Genomic DNA, 21,194 nt, shown 5'->3' on the forward strand with positions numbered 1-21,194 from the left:
GTTCACCACCTCCGACCTGGACGATCTGCTGGCCAGACTCGACCGACACTCTCTCGACCGACAGGAAGAATCCTCCACCGCACCGACTGCTTGATCAACCCCCGAAGGACTTCGCGCGTCGACCACTAAGACAGGTGGTGGTGCGCGAGGATCACGCCGCATCACGCCGACACCCTGTCCTGAGCACCCCATCCCATTCCGGAGGATGTACATGGATCGCCGCACACCCCGCGGCCTCACCGCCGCGGCCACCGCCACCGTGGCTCTGTTCGCACTGGCAGGGCCGGCCACGGCCTCGGTTCCGGCCGCACCCGGAGCGTTGCCCCAGGCCCGGGTCTTCATGGTCAACCCCGTCCAGTCATCGGGCGATCAGACGCTCACCGACGCCAAGGACGCCGCGGACGCCGTGCCGTCCTCCGCCTACGCCACGGCCGCGCTGCGCAACCTCGACGGCAGCGGCGGACTGTCGGGGAAGTGGGCCTACGTCAGATCGGACACGGGCGCCTCGGCGAACGTCGCCGACGCGGGCACCTTCACCCGAGCCGACGACCGGTTCGAGCAGGTCATGGCCTACTTCTGGGTCAACGAGGCACAGGAGTACCTCCAGGGCCTGGGCTTCGGAAGCGAACTGCCCGGGGCCAACGACCGGGCCCAGCCCGTCCGCATCAACCAATGGGGCGCCGACAACTCCTTCTTCAGCGACAAGAAGGCGGAGATCCGGTTCGGCAAGGGCGGAGTCGACGACGCCGAGGACGCTGAGGTGATCGTCCACGAATACGGGCACGCGGTGCACAACGCCCAGGTCCCCGGCTTCGGCTCCTCCCCGGAGGCCGGCGCGATAGGCGAGGCCTTCGGCGACTACCTGGCCGTCGAGGTCGGCTCCTACGCGGACGGCGCCTACGGGTGGCCGCGGAAGACCGACCTGGCATGCGTAGGCGACTGGGATTCGGTCATGTACAGCTCCGCCCCGCACTGCCTTCGCCGCGTCGACGGGAACAAGGTCTACTCGGACCTGGCGGGCGAGGTCCACGCGGACGGCGAGATCTGGTCCCGTGCCCTCTTCGACATCCGGGGCGCACTGGGCGCGAGGACCGCCGACCGCGTCATCGTCAACGCGCAGTTCGGCTTCGCGCCCGACACCAGCTTCCAGGACGCGGCACTGACGACGATCGCCACCGCCCAGCGCATGTACGGCAAGAGCGCGGCGGACGCCGTGCGCCAGGCGTTCAAGGCCCGCCAGATCCCGGGAATCCAGTAACGCCCGCCGCCCGCCCGCCCGCCCGCTTGCGGGCTGGCGGGCGGGGGTGCCGGTAGGGGGACCGACCGCGGGCGGCCTCTGGGCGGGCAGTGCGGCGAGTCCTTCCGCTTGGCGAGTCCCTGGGCTCGGTGACTCCAGCGTGGGTTGGTGGATGGTAGGTCGACTATGTGATCGTGGACGAGGCGCAGTTCCTCGCCCCGGAGCAGATCGACCAGCTCGCGCGGGTCGTGGACGAGCGACGGGCGGTGCACGGTGTCAGGGCGCGGTCGGGGCCGTCCTGAGCAGGGTGAAGACCGCGCCTTCGGGGTCCGCGACCAGCGTGAGCCTGCCGAGCGCGCCGTCGTGGGGCTCTTCGAGCACCCGGCCGCCCAGCTTCACCACCCGCACCGCCGCCGCGTCCGGGTCGGCCACCTCGAAGAAGGTCATCCAGTGCGCGCCGCGCTCGTGCGGCAGCGCGCGGCCGACCCCGTGCACCGAGGCGACCGGACGGCCCTCCAGGCGCAGGGTCAGGTGGTCGAAGTCGGGTTCGGAGGCGGGCTCGCACTCGTGGCCGAAGACCGTCTCGTAGAACTTGCCCACGGTGGACGTGTCCTGGGTGATCAACTCGTTCCACACCGGGGTGCCGTCGGCTCCGGCCAATCGGGTGCCCATGTGCCCCTCGGCCTGCCAGATGCCGAAGACGGCGCCCATGGGGTCCGAGCAGATGGCGACCCGGCCCGCGACCCCCGCGTCGAGCGGCCCGACCGCGACCGTGCCGCCGCGGGCGCGGATGGCCTCCGCCGTCGCGTCGGCGTCGTCCGTGGCGAGGTACGTCGTCCAGGCCACCGGCAACTGGCGGTCCGGAGGCATCTCGCCGATGCCCGCCACCTCGTGCCCGTCCAGCAGGGCCCGGACGTACGGGCCGAGCTGCTCGGGGCCGGGGGCGTACTCCCAGCCGAACAGGTCGGCGTAGAAGTCCTCGGTGTTCCCGAGGCCGTGGACCATCAGGCTCACCCAGCACGGTGTGCCGGGAATGCGCCGTGTCGCTCCCAGTCCCTCGGTCATGTCAGCCGTCTCCTCCGTCGTGCCGCGCCCCGTCTCGGGGCTGATGCTTCCACCCCGGGGGCTCCCGCGCGCCCCGACCGGGCCGCTTTTCCGGGTAGCGCGACAGAGATGACCGAATCACTACGGCCCGGCGATGTCCGGCTTGTTACCTGGGCTGTCCGGGTGGGGAGGAAGATGATCCGCATGACTGTGAAGCCCGTGACATCCGTGATCCTCTCCGCGTCCGAACTGGCGGCCGAGCTGGCCGGGGCCCGGCCGCCGGTGCTGCTGGACGTGCGCTGGCAGCTCGGGGGCCCCGACCAGCGGCCCGCCTACGAGGCGGGCCACCTGCCCGGCGCCGTGTACATCGACCTGGATCAAGAACTCGCAGGTCCCGCGGGTTCGGGCGGGCGCCACCCGCTCCCCGACCCGGAGGCCTTCGGCGCGGTCATGCGCCGCGCCGGGGTCGGCGCGGGGACCCCGGTGATCGTGTACGACGGCGGCCAGGGCTGGGCGGCGGCCCGGGCGTGGTGGCTGTTGCGCTGGACGGGGCACGCGGAGGTACGGGTGCTGGACGGGGGACTGGCCGCGTGGACGGCGGCCGGGGGCGTGGTGACGGTCGAGGTACCCGCACCGGCGGAGGGCGATTTCAAGCCAAACCCGGGCGGGGCGGGCCTGCTGGACGCGGACGGAGCGGCGGCCCTGGCCCGGGCCGGGGTGCTGCTGGACGCGCGGGCGGGGGAGCGGTACCGGGGCGAGGTCGAGCCGATCGACCGGGTCGGCGGGCACATCCCGGGGGCGGTCTCCGCGCCGACCACGGAGAACGTGGGCCCGGACGGGCTGTTCCTGGCCCCGGACGCGCTGCGGACCCGCTTCGCCTCCCTGGGCGCGGAGCCGGGGTCCGGGGTACCGGTGGGCGTGTACTGCGGGTCCGGGGTCTCGGGCGCGCACGAGGTGCTCGCGCTGGAGGTGGCGGGGGTCGCGGCCGCGCTGTACGCGGGCAGCTGGTCGCAGTGGTCCGCGGACCCGGCCCGCCCGGTGGCGACGGGCCCCGACCCGCAGTAGTCCGCGCGGCCCCCGGCCCCCGTTCGCGGGGGCCGGGGGACCGGCGTTACTCCTGCTTCTTGCGCCGGGTGCCGAAGACGATCTCGTCCCAGCTGGGGACGGCGGCGCGGCGGCCCGGGCGGACGCCGTCGGCTTCCGCCTGGCGGTCCGTCGTACCCGTCAGCCGGTCCCGGTGGCCCGCGACCGTCCGCGGCATCAGGACATCGGCGTACGCGGCGCCCGCACCGGCCGACGCGGCGGGCGGCTGCTCCACCGCCACTGGCTCGTCCGGTTCCGGTTCGACGGCCGGGGGGCGTTCGGGGACGACCATGTCGCCCCGGAAGCTCGGCACCGCTTCCAGCAGGCTGGTCAGCGTGTCCCGTTCCTCCTCGGGGTCCGTCGCGGGAGCGGGGGCCTGGGCGACCGGACGCTCCAACTGCCGGTCGAGGGCCCGGTCCAGCGGGCGGTCCCGCGGCAGCCGCGCGATCCTGGGCACGAACGGGAAGCTCGGTTCCGGCGTCGCGGGCAGGTCGTCGGACTCGCCGATCAGCGAGCGGGCCTCGTCGTCCACGGCCACGACCAGGCGGCGCGGGGGATCGTAGGTCCAGCTCGCGGAGTGCGGCTCGGCCGCCACCCGGTAGACCAGCAGGACTTCCCAGGTGCCGTCGTCGCGGCGCCAGGAGTCCCACTGGACGGATTCCTTGTCGGCCCCGCGCAGGGTCAGCCGCTCCTGCACGGCCTCGCCGAGCTGGGGTCCGGTGTTCTCGCCGGGACGTCGCACGGGGGTCTTCCGGGCCCGCTCGGCCATGAACGCGCGCTCCGCGAGCACGGGGCCCTCGAAGCGGCGCACCCGGTCGACGGGAATGCCCGCGAGTTGAGCGACCTCCTCCGCGGAGGCACCGGCTCGTATCCGGGCCTGGATGTCGCGGGGGCGGAGGTGGCTCTCCACCTCGATCTCGATCTGGTTCAGGCGTGCGCGGTCGTTGCGCACGGCTGCCCGCAGCCGCTCATCGATCGGAAGGGTGTACTCCGTGCTGTCCGCAGCTTTGAGCACCAGTCGTGTGCCGTCATTGGAGACGGCCACGACACGCAGTTCGGGCATGGGGACCTCCCGGGTGGTGCCTGCCGACGTCACGTGCGTCGCTGCTTCCGCTAGTCGAGTGTGGCCTGCCCGGGTGCAGCCTGCCACAACCTTGCCGAGTTCATCCGGCGTGTCGGGCATGCGCCCTTGATCGCCGTTATGGCACGGTTACCTGTTGGCCACACACAGTGACCAGGCAGTCACTCTGCGCATCAGGAATCCGTGCGATCCCGCGGCATTGCCGGTTTCGAGCGCCGATTCTGCATCAGCCGGCCCCCTCTCCCGAGTCCGGACAACCGTAAGGAAGGACGGCCCCAGGGCTCGCCACAGTACTCCATTCGGGCCATGCGGGTGGACCGGCGCGCCGCCGAACTTGTCCAGGGCGGGGGGAGTTGAGAGGGCGTACACGCGCGCCCGCCTGGGGCCCGTCCGATTTCAGGTGTCTTGCTTCACAGAATCACCAGAAATGGAACTTTCTGTTTCGCTCAGGTGTCAGTAACTGCTGAGAGCACGGGAGCGGAAGGGCAGGGGCGCGCAGAGGATGGGGATGGGTCACAAGGCAACGCGAGAGTTCGAACCGACGGAGCCGATGCCGCCGATCGGGGGTCTGGAGGTGCCGGAGAAGAAGAAGCTGGACCTGAGCGCGGCCCAGGTCGCGGGCTCCTCGCTCGCCACCGTCGTCGCCGCGCTCCTCGCGTCGAAACTCGGGGTCTACGGGACGATCCTCGGCGCGGGCGTGGTCAGCGTGGTCGCCACGGCGGGCGGCCCGGTGATCGGCCACTTCTTCCGGCGGACCGGCGACCAGTTGCGCGAGACCACCCGGCCCCGGGCCCGGCAGGTCCCCGTCGTGGGCGGGGACGCGTACGGGGGCATGGGCGACGGCCGCGAGGCCGTACCCGGCGCCGTCACCACCGTCCTGCCCGCGACGCCGATGCCGCCCACAGTCCTGGGCGCCGACGCCCTCGCGACCACCGCCCTGCCCGCCCAGGACCCGGCCACCGCCGGTGTCCCCACCACGGCCCTGCCCGCGACCGCGCCCGACGAGGAGTTCAGCCGGGCCACCGTCCACGGGACCAGGGTCCGCGGCTGGAAGCGCACGGCCGTGGCCGCCGGGACCGCCTTCGCGATCTCGCTGGGCGGCATAGCGGCGTACGAGGCCCTCTCCGGCGGGCCGGTCGGCGACCGGCCCCTGTACACCGCGGTCACCGGAGGCTCCGGCGGCGGCAGCGGCGGCAAGCAGGAGCCGCCCGCCGCCCCCGACGGGCGGCGCAGCCCGGGCACCGGGGAGCGGCACGGCAAGGAGGACCCCGGAACCGGGAGTTCCCCGAGCCCGTCCCGCTCGCACGGCGGACAGGGCCCGGTCCCCGACCCGAGCCCCTCGCGCTCCACCGGGCCGACCCCGAGCCCCACGCCGCCGAGCCCCACGCCGACGCCGACGCCCTCGAGGTCCACCCCGTCCCCGGAGAAGTCCGCGCCGCCGAGCGGCGACGCGGTCAAGCCGAGCCCCTGACCCGCCCTCAGTCGCCCAGTACGCGCCGCAGGTAGTCGTTGGCGAACACCCGCTCGGGATCCAGCCGGTCCCGGAGCGCGGTGAACTCGCCGAAGCGCGGGTAGACCCGGGCGAAGTACTCCGCGTCCCGCGTGTGCACCTTGCCCCAGTGCGGGCGGCCGCCGAGCGCCGTGAAGATCTGCTCGGCGGCCGTGAAGTAGGCCTGGTAGGGCGTGCCCTTGTACATGTGCACCGCGATGTACGCCGACTCGCGGCCGGAGGCCGTCGACAGGGTGATGTCGTCCGCCGGGGCGGTGCGCACCTCCACCGGGAAGCTGATCCGCAGGGAGGAGCGGTCGACCACGGCCTTGAGTTCCCGCAGCGCCTCGACGACCCGCTCGCGCGGGACGGCGTACTCCATCTCCACGAAACGGACCCGGCGCGGGCTCGTGTACACCTTGTACGGGATGTCCGTGTAGGTGCGCGCCGACAGGGCGCGGCTGGCGATCCGGGCGATGCCGGGGATGGCGGCCGGGACGGCGCGGCCGAGGGAGTTGACGGCCTGGAAGAGGCCGTTGGACAGCAGTTCGTCCTCGATCCAGGCGCTGACCGCGCCGGGCGGGGAGGCGGGGCCCTGGCTGCGGTTGTTGCGCTTGGTGTTGCAGTTGCCGGTGTGCGGGAACCAGTAGAACTCGAAGTGCTCGTTCTCCGTGACGTGCTGGTCGAACTCGGCGGTCACCCGGTCGAAGGGCATCGGCTCCTCACGGGCGGTCAGGAAGAACAGCGGCTCGACCGCGAAGGTGAGCGCGGTGATGATGCCCAGTGCTCCGATGCCGAGCCGGGCGGCCGCGAAGACCTCCGGATTCTCCTTCTCCGAGCAGGCCAGCAGCCGCCCGTCGGCGGTGACCAGCTCCAGCGCGCGGATCTGGGCGGAGAGGGAGGCCGAGTCCCGGCCGGTGCCGTGGGTGCCGGTGCTGGTGGCCCCGGAGACGGTCTGCTCCATGATGTCGCCCATGTTGGTGAGCGAGAGGCCCTCCCGGGCCAGGGCGAGGTTGAGGTCCTTGAGGACCGTGCCCGCCGCCACCGTGACGGTGCCGGCGGCCCGGTCGATCTCCCGGATCCCGGCCAGCGCCTGAGGGCGGATCAGGACGCCGTCGGTGGCGGCGGCCGCGGTGAAGGAGTGGCCGGTGCCGACCGCCTTCACCCGCAGACCGTCCGAGGCGGCCCGGCGGACCGCCTCCTGGAGCTCCCCGACCGAGGCCGGGGTCACGACCCGGGCGGGGGTCGCGGAGATGTTGCCCGCCCAGTTACGCCACGGTGCGGTCGGTGCCGTGCCGCTGCCCGGTCCGCTCTTGCCTGCTGTCCCCGTCGTCGCCATCGCTAGAGGGCTCCTCCCCTTGCGCCGACCTCGTCAGTCGGCGGTAACCCGCGAACGCCACCGCCGCCGCGGCGGTCCCCGCCGCGATGGAGACGACGTAACCGCTGCGGGCGCCGGAGGCGTCGATGACCCAGCCGGCCACCGAGGAGCCGACCGCGACACCGACCGCGAGGCCGGTGCTGATCCAGGTCATGCCCTCGGTCAGCTTCGCGCGCGGTACGTGCGCCTCGATCAGGGCCATCGTGGTGATCATCGTGGGAGCGATGGCGAGGCCCGAGACGAAGAGCGCCACGGCCAGAAACGGAAGGTTCCCGGCCAGTAGGAGGGGGATCATACTCACGGCCATCGCACATATGCCCAGCACCCACCTGCGTTCGGCCTTGCCCTTGAGGTGCAGCAGGCCGAAGGTGATGCCCGCGAGGCAGGAGCCGAGCGCCCAGACGGCGAGGATCACGCTCGCGAGCGGCTTGTGGCCCCGCTCGTCCGCGAAGGCCAGGGTCGCCACGTCGATCGAGCCGAAGATGGCCCCGGTCGCCACGAAGGTGCCCATCAGCACCTGGAGTCCGGGGGAGCGCAGCGCCGAGGTGCGGTCGGAGGTCTCGTCGTGGGGGTGCGGCTCCGGCTCGGTGGCGCGCTGCGCCGTCAGCCACCAGACGCCGACCAGCAGGCAGACCGCGGCGATCAGCGGGCCCGCCTCCGGGAACCAGGTGGTGGACAGTCCGATGGCGATGATCGGGCCGAAGATGAAGCAGACCTCGTCGATCACGGACTCGAAGGAGTACGCGGTGTGCAGGTCCGGGGTGTCGCGGTAGATGGCCGTCCAGCGGGCGCGGATCATCGAGCCGACGCTCGGCACGCAGCCCGCGAGGGCGGAGAAGACGAAGAGGGTCCAGTCCGGCCAGCCGTTGGCCGCTGCCAGCAGCAGCCCGGTCACGGCGCCGACGGCGAAGAGGGTCGCGGGACGCAGGATCCGCCGCTGCCCGTAGCGGTCGACCAGTTTGGATATCTGGGGGCCGACCGCGGCGGCGGAGAGGGCGAGGGTGCCGGTCAGGGCGCTGGCGAGCCCGTACCGCCCGGTTATCTCGGAGATCATCGTGAGGATGCCCACGCCGACCATGGACAGCGGCATGCGGCCGATGAGACCGGCGGCGCTGAAGTTCTTGCTGCCGGGGGCGGCGAAGATCGCGCGGTAGGGACTGGGCAAGGTGCCCTCCGTGAGGGACGTCGGTGGCCCCCACAGGTTACGACCGCGGGGGCGGTACCCGCAGGGCGAAGGAGGGGGAAGTTAGGCTGACCTTACCTGTGGTGCGGCGCGAGGTCGGCACGGGCCGCCGGGCGAGGCCGTTTCCCGGCCGTCGCGGGCGGGTGGCAGGATTCGAGGCATGTCAGACCAGCACTCCGCCGCCGCCCGTCCCACCGGTCCCGGGACCGCCGCCGACTCCGGTTCCGGTACGGCCCCCACCGGCCCCGCCGCCCCCTACGACGCCCTGCTGCTGCTGTCCTTCGGCGGCCCGGAGGGCCCGGACGACGTGGTGCCCTTCCTGGAGAACGTCACGCGCGGGCGCGGGATCCCGCGCGAGCGGCTCAAGGAGGTCGGCAAGCACTACTTCGGCTTCGGCGGGGTCAGCCCGATCAACGGGCAGAACCGCGAGCTGCTCGACGCGCTGCGCGAGGACTTCGCCGAGCACGGCCTGGACCTCCCGGTCTACTGGGGGAACCGGAACTGGGCGCCGTACCTCGACGACGCGATGCGCGAGCTGGCCGCCGACGGGCGTCGCCGCGTCGCCGTCCTCGCCACCAGCGCGTACGCCTCGTACTCCGGCTGCCGTCAGTACCGGGAGAACCTCGCCGACGCGCTCGCCCTCGTGGAAGCGGAGGGCCTGGAGCGGCCCCGGGTGGACAAGCTGCGGCACTACTTCAACCACCCCGGCTTCGTGCAGCCCATGATCGACGGGGTGCTCACCGCGCTGGAGTCGCTGCCCGCGGAGGTCCGCGCGGGCGCCCACCTCGCCTTCACCACCCACTCCATCCCGGACGCGGCGGCCGACACCTCGGGCCCGGCCGGGGAGCACACGCGCGACGGGGAGGGCGGGGCGTACGTCAAGCAGCACCTGGACGTCGCCCGGCTGATCGCGGACGCGGTACGGGCCGGGACCGGCGTGGAGCGGCCCTGGAAGCTGGTCTTCCAGTCGCGCAGCGGGGCCCCGGGCACGCCGTGGCTGGAGCCGGACATCTGCGACCACCTGGAGGCCCTGCACGCCGCGGGGGCCCCGGCGGCGGTCATGGTGCCCATCGGCTTCGTCTCCGACCACATGGAGGTTCTCTACGACCTCGACACCGAGGCCGTGGCCAAGGCCGCGGAGCTGGGGCTCCCGGTGGCCCGCTCGTCGACCGTCGGGTCCGACCCGCGGTTCGCGGCGGCCGTGCGGCAGCTGGTGCTGGAACGGGCGGCGGCCGAGCGGGGCGAGCCGGTGGAGCGCTGCGCGCTCGGACCGCTCGGGCCCAGTCATGACCTGTGCGCGGTGGGCTGCTGCCCGGCGCGGGCGCCCCGGCCCGCGGCCGCGGGCGAGGACAGCCCTTTCGCGGACGCGTGAGGAGCCTGCTGTGAACGCTGCGCACCCCGAGCGCCCCGAGACCCCCCAGACCCCCGAGAACCCCGAGGACGCCGTGCACGAGGAACTGCTCGAACTGGCCCTGGAGGCCGCCCGGCGCGCCGGGGAGCTGCTGCGCGACGGCCGCCCGGACGATCTGGTGGTGGCGGCCGTCAAGACCAGCCCGATCGACGTGGTGACCGAGATGGACATCGCGGCGGAGAAGCTGATCGGCGGCTTCCTCGCGGAGCACCGGCCCGCGGACGGGATGCTCGGCGAGGAGGGCGCGGACACGCCCGGCACGAGCGGGGTGCGGTGGGTCGTGGACCCGCTCGACGGGACGGTCAACTACCTCTACGGGCTGCCCAGCTGGGGGGTCTCCATCGCGGCCGAGTACCGGGGCGAGACCGTGGTCGGGGTGGTGGCGGCGCCGATGCGCGGCGAGACCTACCACGCGGTGCGCGGCGGCGGGGCCTGGCTTGGCGGCGTACGGCTGTCCTGCCGGGCGCCCGCACCGCTGGACCAGGCGCTGGTGGCGACCGGTTTCGGGTACGTGCAGACGCGGCGCGACCACCAGGCGGAGGTGGCCCGCACGATCATCCCGCTGGTACGGGACGTCCGCCGGGGCGGGTCGGCGGCGATCGACCTGTGCGATGTCGCGGCCGGGCGGCTGGACGCGTACTACGAGCGCGGGCTGAACCCCTGGGACCTGGCGGCGGGGGATCTCATCGCCCGCGAGGCGGGCGCCCTGACGGGCGGCCGGCCGGGACGGCCCGCGTCCGGTGAGCTGACGGTCGCCGGGACCCCGGCGGTGTTCGCGTCCCTGCAGCCGCTGCTGGAGGCGGCGGGAGCCTGGCACGACTGACCCCGGCGGGGCGGGGGCGGGCAGCGCGGAACGGTCCGGTCGCCCGGCGCTGGCAGGCGCCGGGCACGGCGGACTCGTGGGTGGACTCGGGGTGGGGTGAGGGTCGGGGGGCCGGGGTGTGGGAGCCCCGGGCCGGTGGCCGGTCGGTCAGGCTGCGAAGGCCTGCACCTGGACGCCGTGCTCGGCGGCCAGGCGCTGAAGGTCCTCCAGCTCCGCCTGCTCGACGTCCGCGAGGTAGTCGTCGCCCGTCTCGCGGGCCTGGCGGAGGTCCGTCTGCGTGCTCCTGATGCGCTGCAGGAGACCCGCGGTGAATGCGTCCATGAGATGCGCCCCCTCTACGTGGGTCGGTGGCGGCGGGCACGAGGCGCGCCACTGTCAGGGAGGTGATCGGGGTGTGCTGACGTCCTCCCCGGCACCCTGGGCGCAGAAACCTCGTAGGGCGAGGGAATCCTCGCCTCCCCCCGCGCGGAGCCGCTCAGGGGCGCCTTACAGCCGGTTTACGGCTGAAAGGGGCAGGATGGACGACGCAACACACGTGTGCCCTGACGGGCTCGGAGGAAGGAAACGACGTGCGCGTACTCGTCGTCGAGGACGAGCAACTGCTCGCCGATGCGGTGGCCACCGGACTGCGCCGCGAGGCCATGGCGGTGGACGTCGTGTACGACGGCGCGGCCGCCCTGGAGCGCGTCGGAGTGAACGACTACGACGTGGTCGTGCTCGACCGGGACCTCCCGCTCGTGCACGGTGACGACGTCTGCCGCAAGATCGTCGAGCTGGGCATGCCCACCCGGGTGCTGATGCTGACCGCCTCCGGTGACGTCAGCGACCGGGTCGAGGGTCTGGAACTGGGCGCCGACGACTACCTGCCCAAGCCGTTCGCCTTCACCGAACTGACCGCCCGGGTGCGCGCGCTGGGGCGGCGTACGACCGTCGCGCTGCCGCCCGTACTGGAGCGCGCCGGGATCAAGCTGGACCCGAACCGCCGCGAGGTGTTCCGGGACGGCAAGGAGGTGCAGCTGGCGCCGAAGGAGTTCGCGGTGCTGGAGGTCCTCATGCGCAGCGAGGGCACCGTGGTGTCCGCGGAGCAGCTGCTGGAGAAGGCCTGGGACGAGAACACCGACCCCTTCACCAACGTCGTGCGGGTCACCGTCATGACGCTGCGCCGCAAGCTCGGCGAGCCCCCGGTCATCGTGACCGTGCCCGGCTCCGGATACCGGATCTGACGGGGATGGCCGCCGCTCCGGCGCCACCGTCGGCGCCACCGAGACCGACCTGGGACCCCGGCCCGCCCGAGGGTCCTTTCCCTTGGCTCAGGCCGACGATCCGGATACGCCTCACGCTGCTCTACGGCGGGATGTTCCTGATCGCGGGCATCCTGCTGCTGTCGATCATCTACCTGCTGGCCGCCCAGGCCCTGCGGGAGGGCAGCAACCTCCCGTTCAAGATCGTGGGCGGGACGAAGGTCGACGTCACCAGTACGACGTGCCCCGGCATCGGCATCGACCAGTCGCTCGACCACTTCAACCAGGCGATCACCGAGTGCGTCAACGTGCAGCGCAAGCACGCGCTGGACGACCTGCTCAGCCGCTCGCTGATGGCCCTGCTGGGCCTGAGCATCATCGCGTTCGCCTTCGGCTACGCGATGGCCGGGCGGGTGCTGTCGCCGCTCGGCAAGATCACCCGGACCGCGCGGCGCGTGGTCGGCTCCGACCTGACCCGGCGGATCGAGCTCGACGGGCCGGACGACGAGCTGAAGGAGCTGGCCGACACCTTCGACGAGATGCTCGACCGGCTGGAGCGGGCCTTCACCGCCCAGCAGCGGTTCGTGGCCAACGCGTCGCACGAGCTGCGGACGCCGCTGGCGATCAACCGGACCCTGCTGGAGGTGCACCTCTCCGACCCCGCGGCGCCGGTGGAACTCCAGCAGCTCGGCCGGACCCTGCTCGCCACCAACGAGCGCAGCGAGCAGCTCGTCGAGGGCCTGCTGCTGCTCGCCCGCAGCGACAACCAGATCGTCGAGCGCAAGCCGGTGGACCTCGCGGAGGTCGCTTCCCGGGCCCTGGACCAGGCGCGTGGCGAGGCGGAGTCCAAGGGGGTGGAGATCCGCGGGGAGCGCGCCCCGGCCGTCGTACAGGGCAATGGCGTGCTCCTGGAGCGGATCGCGCTCAACCTGGTGCAGAACGCGGTGCGCTACAACGTCGCGGCGGACGGCTGGGTCGAGGTCACCACCGAGGTGCAGCACGGCCAGGCGGTGCTCCTGGTATCGAACACGGGTCCCGTGGTTCCCGCGTACGAGATCGACAACCTCTTCGAGCCGTTCCGGCGGCTGCGCACCGAACGTACGGGCAGCGACAAGGGGGTCGGTCTCGGCCTTTCCATCGCGCGCTCCGTCGCCCGGGCGCACGGCGGGCGGATCCACTCGGAGCCCCGAGAGGGCGGTGGCCTCGTGATGCGTGTCACTCTGCCCATCTGAAGCCCTGGTGCGATGTTCGCTCGTGGCTGAATTGGCGAATGGGTATGAGGGTGGTTCCTGTGTGATCGATCACAGTGGCGCGTGCGGGGTCATGTACGTTCAGTGACCCCCGGGGCGGCCGGAAAGCCCGGGACGTCCGGGTTTCCGGCCCCCCCGATGGCGGGAAATACACGAGGTGGCGCTTGTGCAAGGCGCCCCCCGGACCGTGTACGGTCCCGGTCGTCATCCCAGCTGAAAGCTTCTTACGGCGAGCGGCTGGGTGTCGATTAAGTAACAGACCTTGATGTGAGGCAAAATCTCCGCCTCAGGTCGGGCACAAGTCCGGCCTCTCGCGCGTTACGTGCGCTGAGACACCGCTAAATCCCAGAGGGGGAGAGCGAAAAATGGCAACGGACTACGACACCCCGCGCAAGACAGACGACGATGTCGACAACGACAGCATCGAGGAGCTGAAGGCTCGTCGTAACGAGAAGTCGTCCTCGACCGTCGACGTCGACGATTTCGACGCGGCGGAGGGCATGGAGCTTCCCGGTGCGGACCTCTCCAATGAGGAGCTGGCCGTCCGGGTCCTGCCCAAGCAGGCCGACGAATTCACCTGCACCAACTGCTTCCTGGTGCACCACCGCAGCCAGCTGGCCCGGGAGAAGAACGGCCAGCCGATCTGTCGCGACTGCGACTGAGAGCGTCTGCCGTGACGGGCTCGACGCCTTTTCGCAAGCGCCGCTCGCGAAAACAGCATGATGATCCGGTGGAAACGCACGAGGGAGCCACGGGTCCGGCAACGGGCCCCGAAGAGCCCGGCGTGTCCGCCTTGCCCTCCGGGGCCGGAGGGCTGGAGCCCTCGGCCGCGGAGGCCGCTGAAGAGCCTCGGCGAGCCGCCGCGGCTCGTCGGCTGCACGCCGTCAAGAACGGTGTGCGCAAGGGCGGTGAGGGAGTCCGGGCCGCGGCCCTGTTCATCACCGACCGGATCATCGAGAACGCCCCGCGCGTTCCGGTACGGGACCTCGCGACCCTGCGCGCGCAGTTCCCGGACCTCGGTCCGGATCAGCTTGCCGACAAGCTGATCGCGGGCGCGGCCAACGCCAGCTCGGCCGTCGGCGCGGGAATCGGCGCGGCGGCGATGCTGCCCGTGCCGCCCGCCATGCCCGCGGAACTGGCCGCGGAGATCACCGGCGTCGCGGCGATCGAATTCAAACTGATCGCCGAGCTCCACGAGGTCTACGGCCTGCGACCGCCCGGCACGCTGAAGGAGCGCAGTCTCGGCTACCTCACCGCGTGGACGGAAGAGCGGGGCGTGGACCTCTCCAGGCCCACGACGCTGAACGCCGCCCTCGGCGGCCAGATGAAACGCGAGCTGCGCCAGCAGATCATGAAGCGGATGGTCCGGAACCTGCCGAACCTCATGCCGTTCATGGTCGGCGCGGCCGTCGGCGCGGTGATGAACCGCCGCGACACCCGCAAACTCGCCGAGAAGGTCCGCAGCGACCTGCGGGCCCGGGCCGTGCCCTGGAGCGCGCTCACACAGCTGCCGCCCCTGGAACAGCCCCTCCAGCCCCTTCCCGAGGCCACCAGGGCCGCACTCGAAGGGCCTGGCCCGACGGCTCAGGGTTGAGGGACCCAGCGGGGACGCGGGCCCCCGCCGAGCCCGCCGCTCGCGCCCCCTAGGAGCGGGCCGCGCGCAGGGCCGCCGCCAGAGCTTCCGGCTCCCGCGTGGACACGTACACGTACGGCGTCGGGTCCGCGGGGTCGACGACCTCCACACGGACCGCCGTCGGCACGTAGCTGCGCATCAGCATGAAGGCGCGGGTATCGGCCTTGTACGTCCGCCAGGCGCGCGCCTCCTCGGCGTCCAGCACCTCGGGCTCACCGAGGGCCGAGACCGGGATCCGCGCGTCCCCGACGCTCAGCGCGCCGTTGACCACCCGGACGCGGGCGGACCCGTACGAACTGACCACCAGCCCCGCGAGGGCCGTTCCGCCGACCAGCCCGGCCAGCAGCGGCAGCGTGCCCAGCGGCAGCAGCATCAGGGCGCACGACAGACCCAGGAGCACGGAGATCCCCCACCAGGCGCGGGGTGCGGTCAGTCGTTCGTCGTGGTGCGCGGGGGAGAGCTGCATGTCTCCCAGCTTGGCACGGGGCGACCCGCGGCCGGTGGCGCGGGTAAGGTCTGCGCCTGTGAGTGGACGAAACACAGCGTTGACGCCCCCGGCCGATGCCACGGCGCCGGTCCGGCACCCCGATGCCCCCGCACCCGGCGAGCTGCTCGGCGCGCACTACGAGCACTGTTTCGGCTGTGGCGAGGGCCAGCCGCACGGCCTCCACCTGGCGGCCCGGGCGGGCGAGGGCGTGCGCGTCACCGCCGAGTTCACCGTCAAGCCCGCCCACCAGGGCGCCCCGGGCCTGGCCCACGGCGGGGTGCTCGCCACGGCGCTCGACGAGACCCTCGGCTCGCTGAACTGGCTGCTGCGCGTGATCGCGGTGACCGGACGGCTGGAGACCGACTTCGTGCGGCCCGTGCCCGTCGACACCGTGCTGTACCTGGAGGCCGAGGTCACCGCCGTCGCCGGACGGAAGATCTACTCCACGGCGGTCGGCCGGATAGGCGGCCCGCAGGGCCCGGTGGCGGTCCGCGCCGAGGCCCTGTTCGTCGAGGTCAAGGTCGACCACTTCATCGACAACGGACGGCCCGAGGAGATCCGGGCGGCGATGGCCGACCCGGACCAGTCCAGGCGCGCCCGCGCCTTCGAGGTGAACCCCTGATGTCCCAGAACACCTACGCACCCGTCGACGTGCTGATCCGCCGCGTCGACCCCGAGGTGCCGCTGCCCGCTTACGGCCACCCCGGCGACGCGGGATGCGACCTGGTCACCACCCAGGCCGCCGAGCTGGCTCCCGGCGAGCGGACCGTGCTGCCCACCGGGGTGTCCATCGCCCTGCCCGACGGGTACGCGGCCTTCGTGCACCCCCGGTCCGGGCTGGCCGCCCGCTGCGGGCTAGCGCTCGTGAATGCCCCGGGCACGGTGGATGCCGGGTACCGTGGGGAGATCAAGGTGATCGTGGTCAATCTCGACCCGCGCGAGAGCGTGCGGTTCGAGCGTTTCGACCGCATTGCCCAGCTGGTTGTCCAGCGTGTCGAGAGGGTGCGCTTCCACGAGGTGGCGGAACTTCCCGGCTCGGCGCGGGCCGAGGGGGGTTTCGGCTCCACCGGCGGTCATGCGGCCGTGGCCGGATCCGGCGCTGGTCAGCAGGGTGGGAATGGCTACGCTTCGGTCGTAACCGACCGGGAAGGACAGTGACGTGTTCGGACGTCGCAAGAAGAACGACTCCGTCAAGGACGGCGGCGCGGCCGAGCAGGTCGTCGACGGCACTGAGGCCGACGACCGGGACAACGCCGACGCCGACGACTCCGGCGCGGCCGCGCCGCGCAGGGTGAACCTGCCTCCGGCCCCGCGTCCGGACGGCCCCTGGGACGACTCCGAGGTCATGGCTCCGGGCGAGGGCCGGGTCGACCTCGGCGGCATCTTCGTACCGGGTGTCGAGGGCATGGAGCTGCGCGTCGAGGTCGCCGGGGACGCGATCGTCGCCGCCACCGTCGTGCTGCACGACAGCGCGGTGCAGCTGCAGGCCTTCGCGGCGCCCAAGAAGGAAGGCATCTGGGGCGAGGTCCGCGAGGAGATCGGCGCGGGCATCACCCAGCAGGGCGGCATCATCGAAGAGGTCCAGGGTCCGCTGGGCTGGGAGCTGCGCGCGCAGGTCCCCGTCCCGCTGCCGGACGGCCAGACCGGCGCGCAGCTGGTCCGTTTCGTCGGTGTCGACGGTCCGCGCTGGTTCCTGCGCGGGGTCATCTCGGGGCAGGGCGCTGTGCGTCCCGAGGCCGCCGGGGTGCTGGAGCAGATCTTCCGCGACACCGTCGTGGTGCGCGGCGAGGGCCCGATGGCCCCGCGCGACCCGATCGTCCTGAAGCTGCCGAACGACGCCCAGATGGTGCCGGACGGCGTGCAGACGGAGGACCAGGAGGGCTCCCGCTTCTCCGGTGGCATGGGCCAGCTGGAGCGCGGCCCCGAGATCACCGAGGTCCGCTGAGCGTCGCAACGGATCCAACGGCCGTGGGGCGCGGCCAGCCCGGGGGGGGGGGCCCCCCCCACGGCCGTTCCCGTCGTGTCAGGGAACCGTCAGGGATGGGCGCACCGGGGGTCATCGGTGCGTACCGGGACGACTCGTCCCTGAGAATGGGCTCATGGGACGCGGCACACTACGGATCTACCTCGGCGCGGCGCCCGGTGTGGGCAAGACCTACGCGATGCTGTCCGAGGGCCACCGCCGGGTGGAGCGGGGCACGGACTGCGTGGTGGGCTTCGTCGAGCACCACGGGCGACCGCGCACGGAGGTGATGCTGCACGGGCTGGAGCAGACACCGCGCCGCGAGGCGTCCTACCGCGGGGCCGCCTTCACCGAGATGGACGTGGACGCGCTGCTCGCCCGCAGACCCGCGATAGCCCTGGTGGACGAGCTGGCGCACACCAACGTGCCGGGCTCGCGCAACGCGAAGCGCTGGCAGGACGTCGAGGAGCTGCTCAAGGCGGGCATCGACGTCGTCTCCACCGTGAACATCCAGCACCTGGAGTCCCTCGGGGACGTGGTCGAGTCGATCACCGGGGTCCGGCAGCGCGAGACCCTCCCGGACGAGGTGGTGCGCCGGGCGGACCAGATCGAACTGGTCGACATGTCGCCACAGGCGCTGCGCCGCCGGATGGCGCACGGCAACGTCTACCAGCCCGACAAGGTCGACGCGGCCCTGTCGAACTACTTCCGGCCGGGCAACCTGACCGCGCTGCGCGAGCTGGCGCTGCTGTGGGTGGCCGACCGGGCCGACGAGTACCTCCAGCAGTACCGCGGCGAGCACGACATCCGCTCGACCTGGCAGGCGCGCGAGCGGATCGTGGTCGGTCTGACCGGCGGCGCGGAGGGACGTACGCTCATCCGCCGCGCGGCCCGGATGGCGGCCAAGGGCTCCGGCAGCGAGATCCTGGCCGTGTACATCGCCCGCAGCGACGGGCTGACCGCGGCCTCGCCCAAGGAACTGGCGGTGCAGCGGACCCTGGTCGAAGATCTTGGCGGAACGTTTCACCATGTGATCGGCGACAACGTCCCCGAGGCCCTGCTCGCCTTCGCCAAGGGCGTCAACGCCACCCAGGTCGTCCTCGGCTCCAGCCGCCGCAAAACCTGGCAGTACGTCTTCGGTCCCGGCGTCGGCGTCACCGTCGCCCGTGACTCCGGCCCCGACCTGGACGTCCACATCGTCACCCACGAGGCCGTGGCCAGGGGGCGCGGGCTGCCCGTCGTCCGCTCGGCGGCCCGGCTCGGGCGCAACCGGATCGCGGCCGGCTGGGTCGTCGGCGTCCTGCTGCCGGGGCTGCTCGCCCTGGTCCTCACGCACATCGACTCCGACCCCGGCCTCGCCAACGAGATGCTGATCTTCCTCTCGCTGACCGTCGCCTCCGCGCTGCTCGGCGGCCTGTACCCCGCGCTCGCCTCCGCGGCCGTCGGCTCGCTGCTGCTCAACTTCTACTTCGCGCCGCCCGTGCACCAGTTCACGGTCTCCGACCCCAAGAACATCGTGGCCATCGCGGTCTTCTTCGGGGTGGCCGTCGCGGTGGCCTCCGTGGTCGACCTGGCCGCCCGCCGCACCCACCAGGCGGCCCGGCTGCGCGCCGAGTCCGAGATCCTCTCCTTCCTGGCGGGCAGCGTGCTGCGCGGCGAGACCACCCTCGACGCCCTCCTGGAGCGGGTCCGCGAGACCTTCGCCATGGAGTCGGTGGCCCTGCTGGAGCGGGAGAGCGACGTGGAGCCCTGGATCCCGGCGGGCAGCGTCGGGCCCTCGCCCGTCTCCCGCCCCGAGGACGCCGACGTGGACATGCCCATCGGGGACCACATGGCGATGGCCCTCAGCGGCCGGGTACTGCCCGCCGAGGACCGCCGGGTGCTCGGCGCCTTCGCCGCGCAGGCAGCCGTCGTACTGGACCGCCAGCGCCTGGTCGGCGAGGCCGAGGGCGCCCGCCGGATGGCCGAGGGCAACCGGATCCGCACCGCGCTGCTCGCCGCCGTCAGCCACGACCTGCGGACCCCGCTCGCCTCCATCAAGGCCTCCGTCAGCTCCCTGCGCTCCGACGACGTGGAATGGTCCGAGGAGGACCGCGCCGAGCTGCTGGAGGGCATCGAGCACGGCGCCGACCGGCTCGACCACCTCGTGGGCAACCTGCTCGACATGTCCCGGCTCCAGACCGGTACCGTCACCCCGCTGATCCGGGAGATCGACCTCGACGAGGTGGTCCCCATGGCCCTGGGCGGCGTACCGGAGGGCAGCGTCCTGCTGGACGTGCCCGAATCGCTGCCGATGGTGGCCGTGGACCCGGGCCTGCTGGAGCGGGCCGTCGCCAACGTCGTCGAGAACGCCGTCAAGTACAGCCCGGGCGGGGAACCGGTGACCGTCGCCGCGAGTTCCCACGGTGAGCGGGTCGAGGTCCGCGTGACCGACCGCGGCCCCGGCGTCCCCGACGAGGCCAAGGACAAGATCTTCGCCCCCTTCCAGCGCCACGGCGACGCCCCGCGCGGCGCCGGAGTCGGTCTCGGGCTCGCCGTCGCCCGGGGCTTCGCCGAGGCCATGGGCGGCACCCTGACCGCCGAGGACACCCCCGGCGGGGGCCTGACCATGGTGCTCACCCTGCGCGCCGCCGCGCCCGCGACCGGGGCCGCGGACGGCGCGGGGCGCGGGACCGCCGACGGCGCGGAGCCCGCGAACTCCGGAGCCGCGCACGCCGGGCCCGCCTCACCCTCCGACGCACGACAGAAAGCAGGATCCCCATGACCCGGGTGCTCGTGGTGGACGACGAACCCCAGATCGTCCGAGCCCTCGTGATCAACCTCAAGGCGCGCAAGTACGAGGTCGACGCCGCCGCCGACGGAGCGGGGGCCCTGGAACTGGCCGCGGGCCGCCACCCCGACGTGATCGTCCTCGACCTCGGCCTGCCCGACATGGACGGGGTCGAGGTGATCAGAGGGCTGCGCGGCTGGACCCGCGTCCCCATCCTGGTGCTCTCCGCCCGCCACAGCTCCGACGAGAAGGTCGAGGCCCTCGACGCGGGCGCCGACGACTACGTCACCAAGCCCTTCGGCATGGACGAGCTGCTCGCCCGGCTCCGCGCCGCCGTGCGCCGGGCGGAACCCGGAGCGGGCGCCGGCGAGGACGAGGTGATCGTGGAGACCGCGGGCTTCACCGTGGACCTGGCCGCGAAGAAGGCCGTGCGCGAGGGGTGCGACGTACGCCTGACCCCCACCGAGTGGCACCTGCTGGAGGTCCTGGTCCGCAACGGCGGCAAGTTGGTCAGCCAGAAGCAGCTGCTCCAGGAGGTCTGGGGGCCCTCGTACGGCACCGAGACCAACTACCTCCGGGTCTACATGGCGCAGCTGCGCCGCAAGCTGGAGGCCGATCCCTCCCATCCCCGGCACTTCATCACCGAACCGGGCATGGGATACCGCTTCGAGAGGTAGCGGGCGCGCCGGTACGCTTCCTGTATGAGTGCTGAACCGCGTCCCGAGAAGCCCGCTAGACCGGCCAGGCCGGGGGGCCGGTTCCGCCGGATGATAGAGCGGCTCTCCACCTCCCAGGAGGAGCTGCATTCGGCGGAGCTGCAGGAGGACGCAGAAGCCGCGGGATGCACGCGGATCTGCGACTGCCACGACCGCCAGATAGTCAAGGTGACCGGTACGCTGCGCACGGTCACCCTGCGGCCGCGGGCGGGCGTACCCGCCCTGGAGGCGGAGTTGTTCGACGGCTCCGCCGCGCTGGACGTGGTGTGGCTCGGCCGTCGCTCGATCGTGGGTATCGAACCGGGCAGGCGCATGATCGCCTCCGGGCGGATCTCCATGAGCCACGGCCGCCGGGTCCTCTTCAACCCGAAGTACGAACTCCGACCGCTCGGACAGGAGCACTAG

21 protein-coding genes and 1 pseudogene are annotated in these 21,194 nt (G+C 72.6%); 16 read left to right on the forward strand and 6 right to left on the reverse strand.

Features of this window, described 5'->3' with window-relative positions; all coding sequences use genetic code 11:
* Positions 1–211 precede the first annotated feature (211 nt).
* The gene (locus tag QMF80_RS04405) at positions 212–1,258 is read left to right on the forward strand and encodes a M4 family metallopeptidase (protein ID WP_283449629.1); all 1,047 of its coding nucleotides are present in this window, start codon (positions 212–214) and stop codon (positions 1,256–1,258) included.
* Between the two features lie 158 nt (positions 1,259–1,416).
* A pseudogene (locus QMF80_RS04410) lies at positions 1,417–1,494 on the forward strand (thymidine kinase); the annotation flags it as partial.
* Positions 1,495–1,513: 19 nt separating this feature from the next.
* Here the strand turns inward: QMF80_RS04410 and QMF80_RS04415 are convergent.
* Complete coding sequence (locus QMF80_RS04415) at positions 1,514–2,302, reverse strand: VOC family protein (protein WP_283449630.1); 789 nt, start codon at positions 2,300–2,302, stop codon at positions 1,514–1,516.
* A gap of 183 nt (positions 2,303–2,485) precedes the next feature.
* Here QMF80_RS04415 and QMF80_RS04420 point away from each other — a divergent pair, with 183 nt between their 5' ends.
* Positions 2,486–3,346, forward strand: a complete 861-nt coding sequence (locus tag QMF80_RS04420) for a sulfurtransferase (protein ID WP_283449632.1) — start codon at positions 2,486–2,488, stop codon at positions 3,344–3,346.
* Between the two features lie 46 nt (positions 3,347–3,392).
* Here the strand turns inward: QMF80_RS04420 and sepH are convergent, their stop codons facing one another.
* Positions 3,393–4,427: a septation protein SepH gene (sepH, locus tag QMF80_RS04425; protein ID WP_283449633.1), complete on the reverse strand. Its 1,035-nt coding sequence runs from the start codon at positions 4,425–4,427 to the stop codon at positions 3,393–3,395.
* 526 nt (positions 4,428–4,953) lie between these two features.
* Here sepH and QMF80_RS04430 point away from each other — a divergent pair.
* Entirely contained in the window at positions 4,954–5,916 is a 963-nt protein-coding gene (locus tag QMF80_RS04430; RefSeq protein WP_283449635.1) for a hypothetical protein, read from the forward strand.
* Positions 5,917–5,923: 7 nt separating this feature from the next.
* Here QMF80_RS04430 and QMF80_RS04435 read toward each other — a convergent pair whose 3' ends face one another.
* A complete protein-coding gene (locus QMF80_RS04435; protein ID WP_283449637.1) occupies positions 5,924–7,273 on the reverse strand; it encodes a D-arabinono-1,4-lactone oxidase in 1,350 nt (449 codons plus the stop codon).
* On the reverse strand, positions 7,203–8,477 hold the full coding sequence (locus QMF80_RS04440; RefSeq protein ID WP_283449639.1) for an MFS transporter: 1,275 nt from the start codon (positions 8,475–8,477) through the stop codon (positions 7,203–7,205). The genes QMF80_RS04435 and QMF80_RS04440 overlap by 71 nt, the downstream gene beginning before the upstream one ends.
* 178 nt (positions 8,478–8,655) lie before the next feature.
* Between QMF80_RS04440 and QMF80_RS04445 the strand changes: the two genes are divergently transcribed.
* Together QMF80_RS04445 and QMF80_RS04450 are read left to right on the forward strand one after the other, a co-directional pair.
* A complete protein-coding gene (locus QMF80_RS04445; RefSeq protein WP_283449641.1) occupies positions 8,656–9,867 on the forward strand; it encodes a ferrochelatase in 1,212 nt (403 codons plus the stop codon).
* Between the two features lie 73 nt (positions 9,868–9,940).
* The gene (locus tag QMF80_RS04450) at positions 9,941–10,729 is read left to right on the forward strand and encodes an inositol monophosphatase family protein (RefSeq protein ID WP_283450026.1); all 789 of its coding nucleotides are present in this window, start codon (positions 9,941–9,943) and stop codon (positions 10,727–10,729) included.
* A 147-nt stretch (positions 10,730–10,876) separates the two neighbouring features.
* On the opposite strand, the gene QMF80_RS04455 is transcribed toward QMF80_RS04450, so the two are convergent.
* On the reverse strand, positions 10,877–11,050 hold the full coding sequence (locus QMF80_RS04455) for a hypothetical protein (RefSeq protein ID WP_283449643.1): 174 nt from the start codon (positions 11,048–11,050) through the stop codon (positions 10,877–10,879).
* Between the two features lie 248 nt (positions 11,051–11,298).
* Here QMF80_RS04455 and QMF80_RS04460 point away from each other — a divergent pair, with 248 nt between their 5' ends.
* From QMF80_RS04460 to QMF80_RS04475, 4 genes are all read left to right on the forward strand, one after another.
* Complete coding sequence (locus tag QMF80_RS04460; protein ID WP_283449645.1) at positions 11,299–11,952, forward strand: response regulator transcription factor; 654 nt, start codon at positions 11,299–11,301, stop codon at positions 11,950–11,952.
* A gap of 5 nt (positions 11,953–11,957) precedes the next feature.
* Positions 11,958–13,202 carry a sensor histidine kinase gene (locus QMF80_RS04465; protein WP_283449646.1) on the forward strand — a complete coding sequence of 415 codons (1,245 nt, stop codon included), beginning with the start codon at positions 11,958–11,960 and terminating at the stop codon, positions 13,200–13,202.
* A gap of 383 nt (positions 13,203–13,585) precedes the next feature.
* Positions 13,586–13,882 carry a DUF4193 domain-containing protein gene (locus QMF80_RS04470; RefSeq protein ID WP_283449648.1) on the forward strand — a complete coding sequence of 99 codons (297 nt, stop codon included), beginning with the start codon at positions 13,586–13,588 and terminating at the stop codon, positions 13,880–13,882.
* Positions 13,883–13,893: 11 nt separating this feature from the next.
* The gene (locus QMF80_RS04475) at positions 13,894–14,814 is read left to right on the forward strand and encodes a hypothetical protein (protein ID WP_283449650.1); all 921 of its coding nucleotides are present in this window, start codon (positions 13,894–13,896) and stop codon (positions 14,812–14,814) included.
* Positions 14,815–14,863: 49 nt separating this feature from the next.
* On the opposite strand, the gene QMF80_RS04480 is transcribed toward QMF80_RS04475, so the two are convergent.
* Positions 14,864–15,319 carry a DUF3093 domain-containing protein gene (locus tag QMF80_RS04480; protein WP_283449651.1) on the reverse strand — a complete coding sequence of 152 codons (456 nt, stop codon included), beginning with the start codon at positions 15,317–15,319 and terminating at the stop codon, positions 14,864–14,866.
* A gap of 58 nt (positions 15,320–15,377) precedes the next feature.
* Here QMF80_RS04480 and QMF80_RS04485 point away from each other — a divergent pair, with 58 nt between their 5' ends.
* From QMF80_RS04485 to QMF80_RS04510, 6 genes are all read left to right on the forward strand, one after another.
* Complete coding sequence (locus tag QMF80_RS04485; protein WP_283449653.1) at positions 15,378–15,962, forward strand: PaaI family thioesterase; 585 nt, start codon at positions 15,378–15,380, stop codon at positions 15,960–15,962.
* The gene (gene dut, locus QMF80_RS04490) at positions 15,962–16,498 is read left to right on the forward strand and encodes a dUTP diphosphatase (RefSeq protein WP_283449655.1); all 537 of its coding nucleotides are present in this window, start codon (positions 15,962–15,964) and stop codon (positions 16,496–16,498) included. The genes QMF80_RS04485 and dut overlap by 1 nt, the downstream gene beginning before the upstream one ends.
* A gap of 1 nt (position 16,499) precedes the next feature.
* Positions 16,500–17,285, forward strand: a complete 786-nt coding sequence (locus tag QMF80_RS04495; protein WP_283449656.1) for a DUF3710 domain-containing protein — start codon at positions 16,500–16,502, stop codon at positions 17,283–17,285.
* A gap of 154 nt (positions 17,286–17,439) precedes the next feature.
* Positions 17,440–20,067, forward strand: a complete 2,628-nt coding sequence (locus tag QMF80_RS04500; RefSeq protein WP_283449658.1) for an ATP-binding protein — start codon at positions 17,440–17,442, stop codon at positions 20,065–20,067.
* Positions 20,064–20,750, forward strand: coding sequence for a response regulator (locus QMF80_RS04505; protein WP_283449660.1), 687 nt, complete (start codon positions 20,064–20,066; stop codon positions 20,748–20,750). Before QMF80_RS04500 ends, QMF80_RS04505 begins: the two co-directional genes overlap by 4 nt.
* 24 nt (positions 20,751–20,774) lie before the next feature.
* On the forward strand, positions 20,775–21,194 hold the full coding sequence (locus QMF80_RS04510) for an OB-fold nucleic acid binding domain-containing protein (RefSeq protein WP_283449661.1): 420 nt from the start codon (positions 20,775–20,777) through the stop codon (positions 21,192–21,194).

Source organism: Streptomyces sp. G-G2 (genome assembly GCF_030063135.1).
GTDB lineage: Bacteria > Actinomycetota > Actinomycetes > Streptomycetales > Streptomycetaceae > Streptomyces.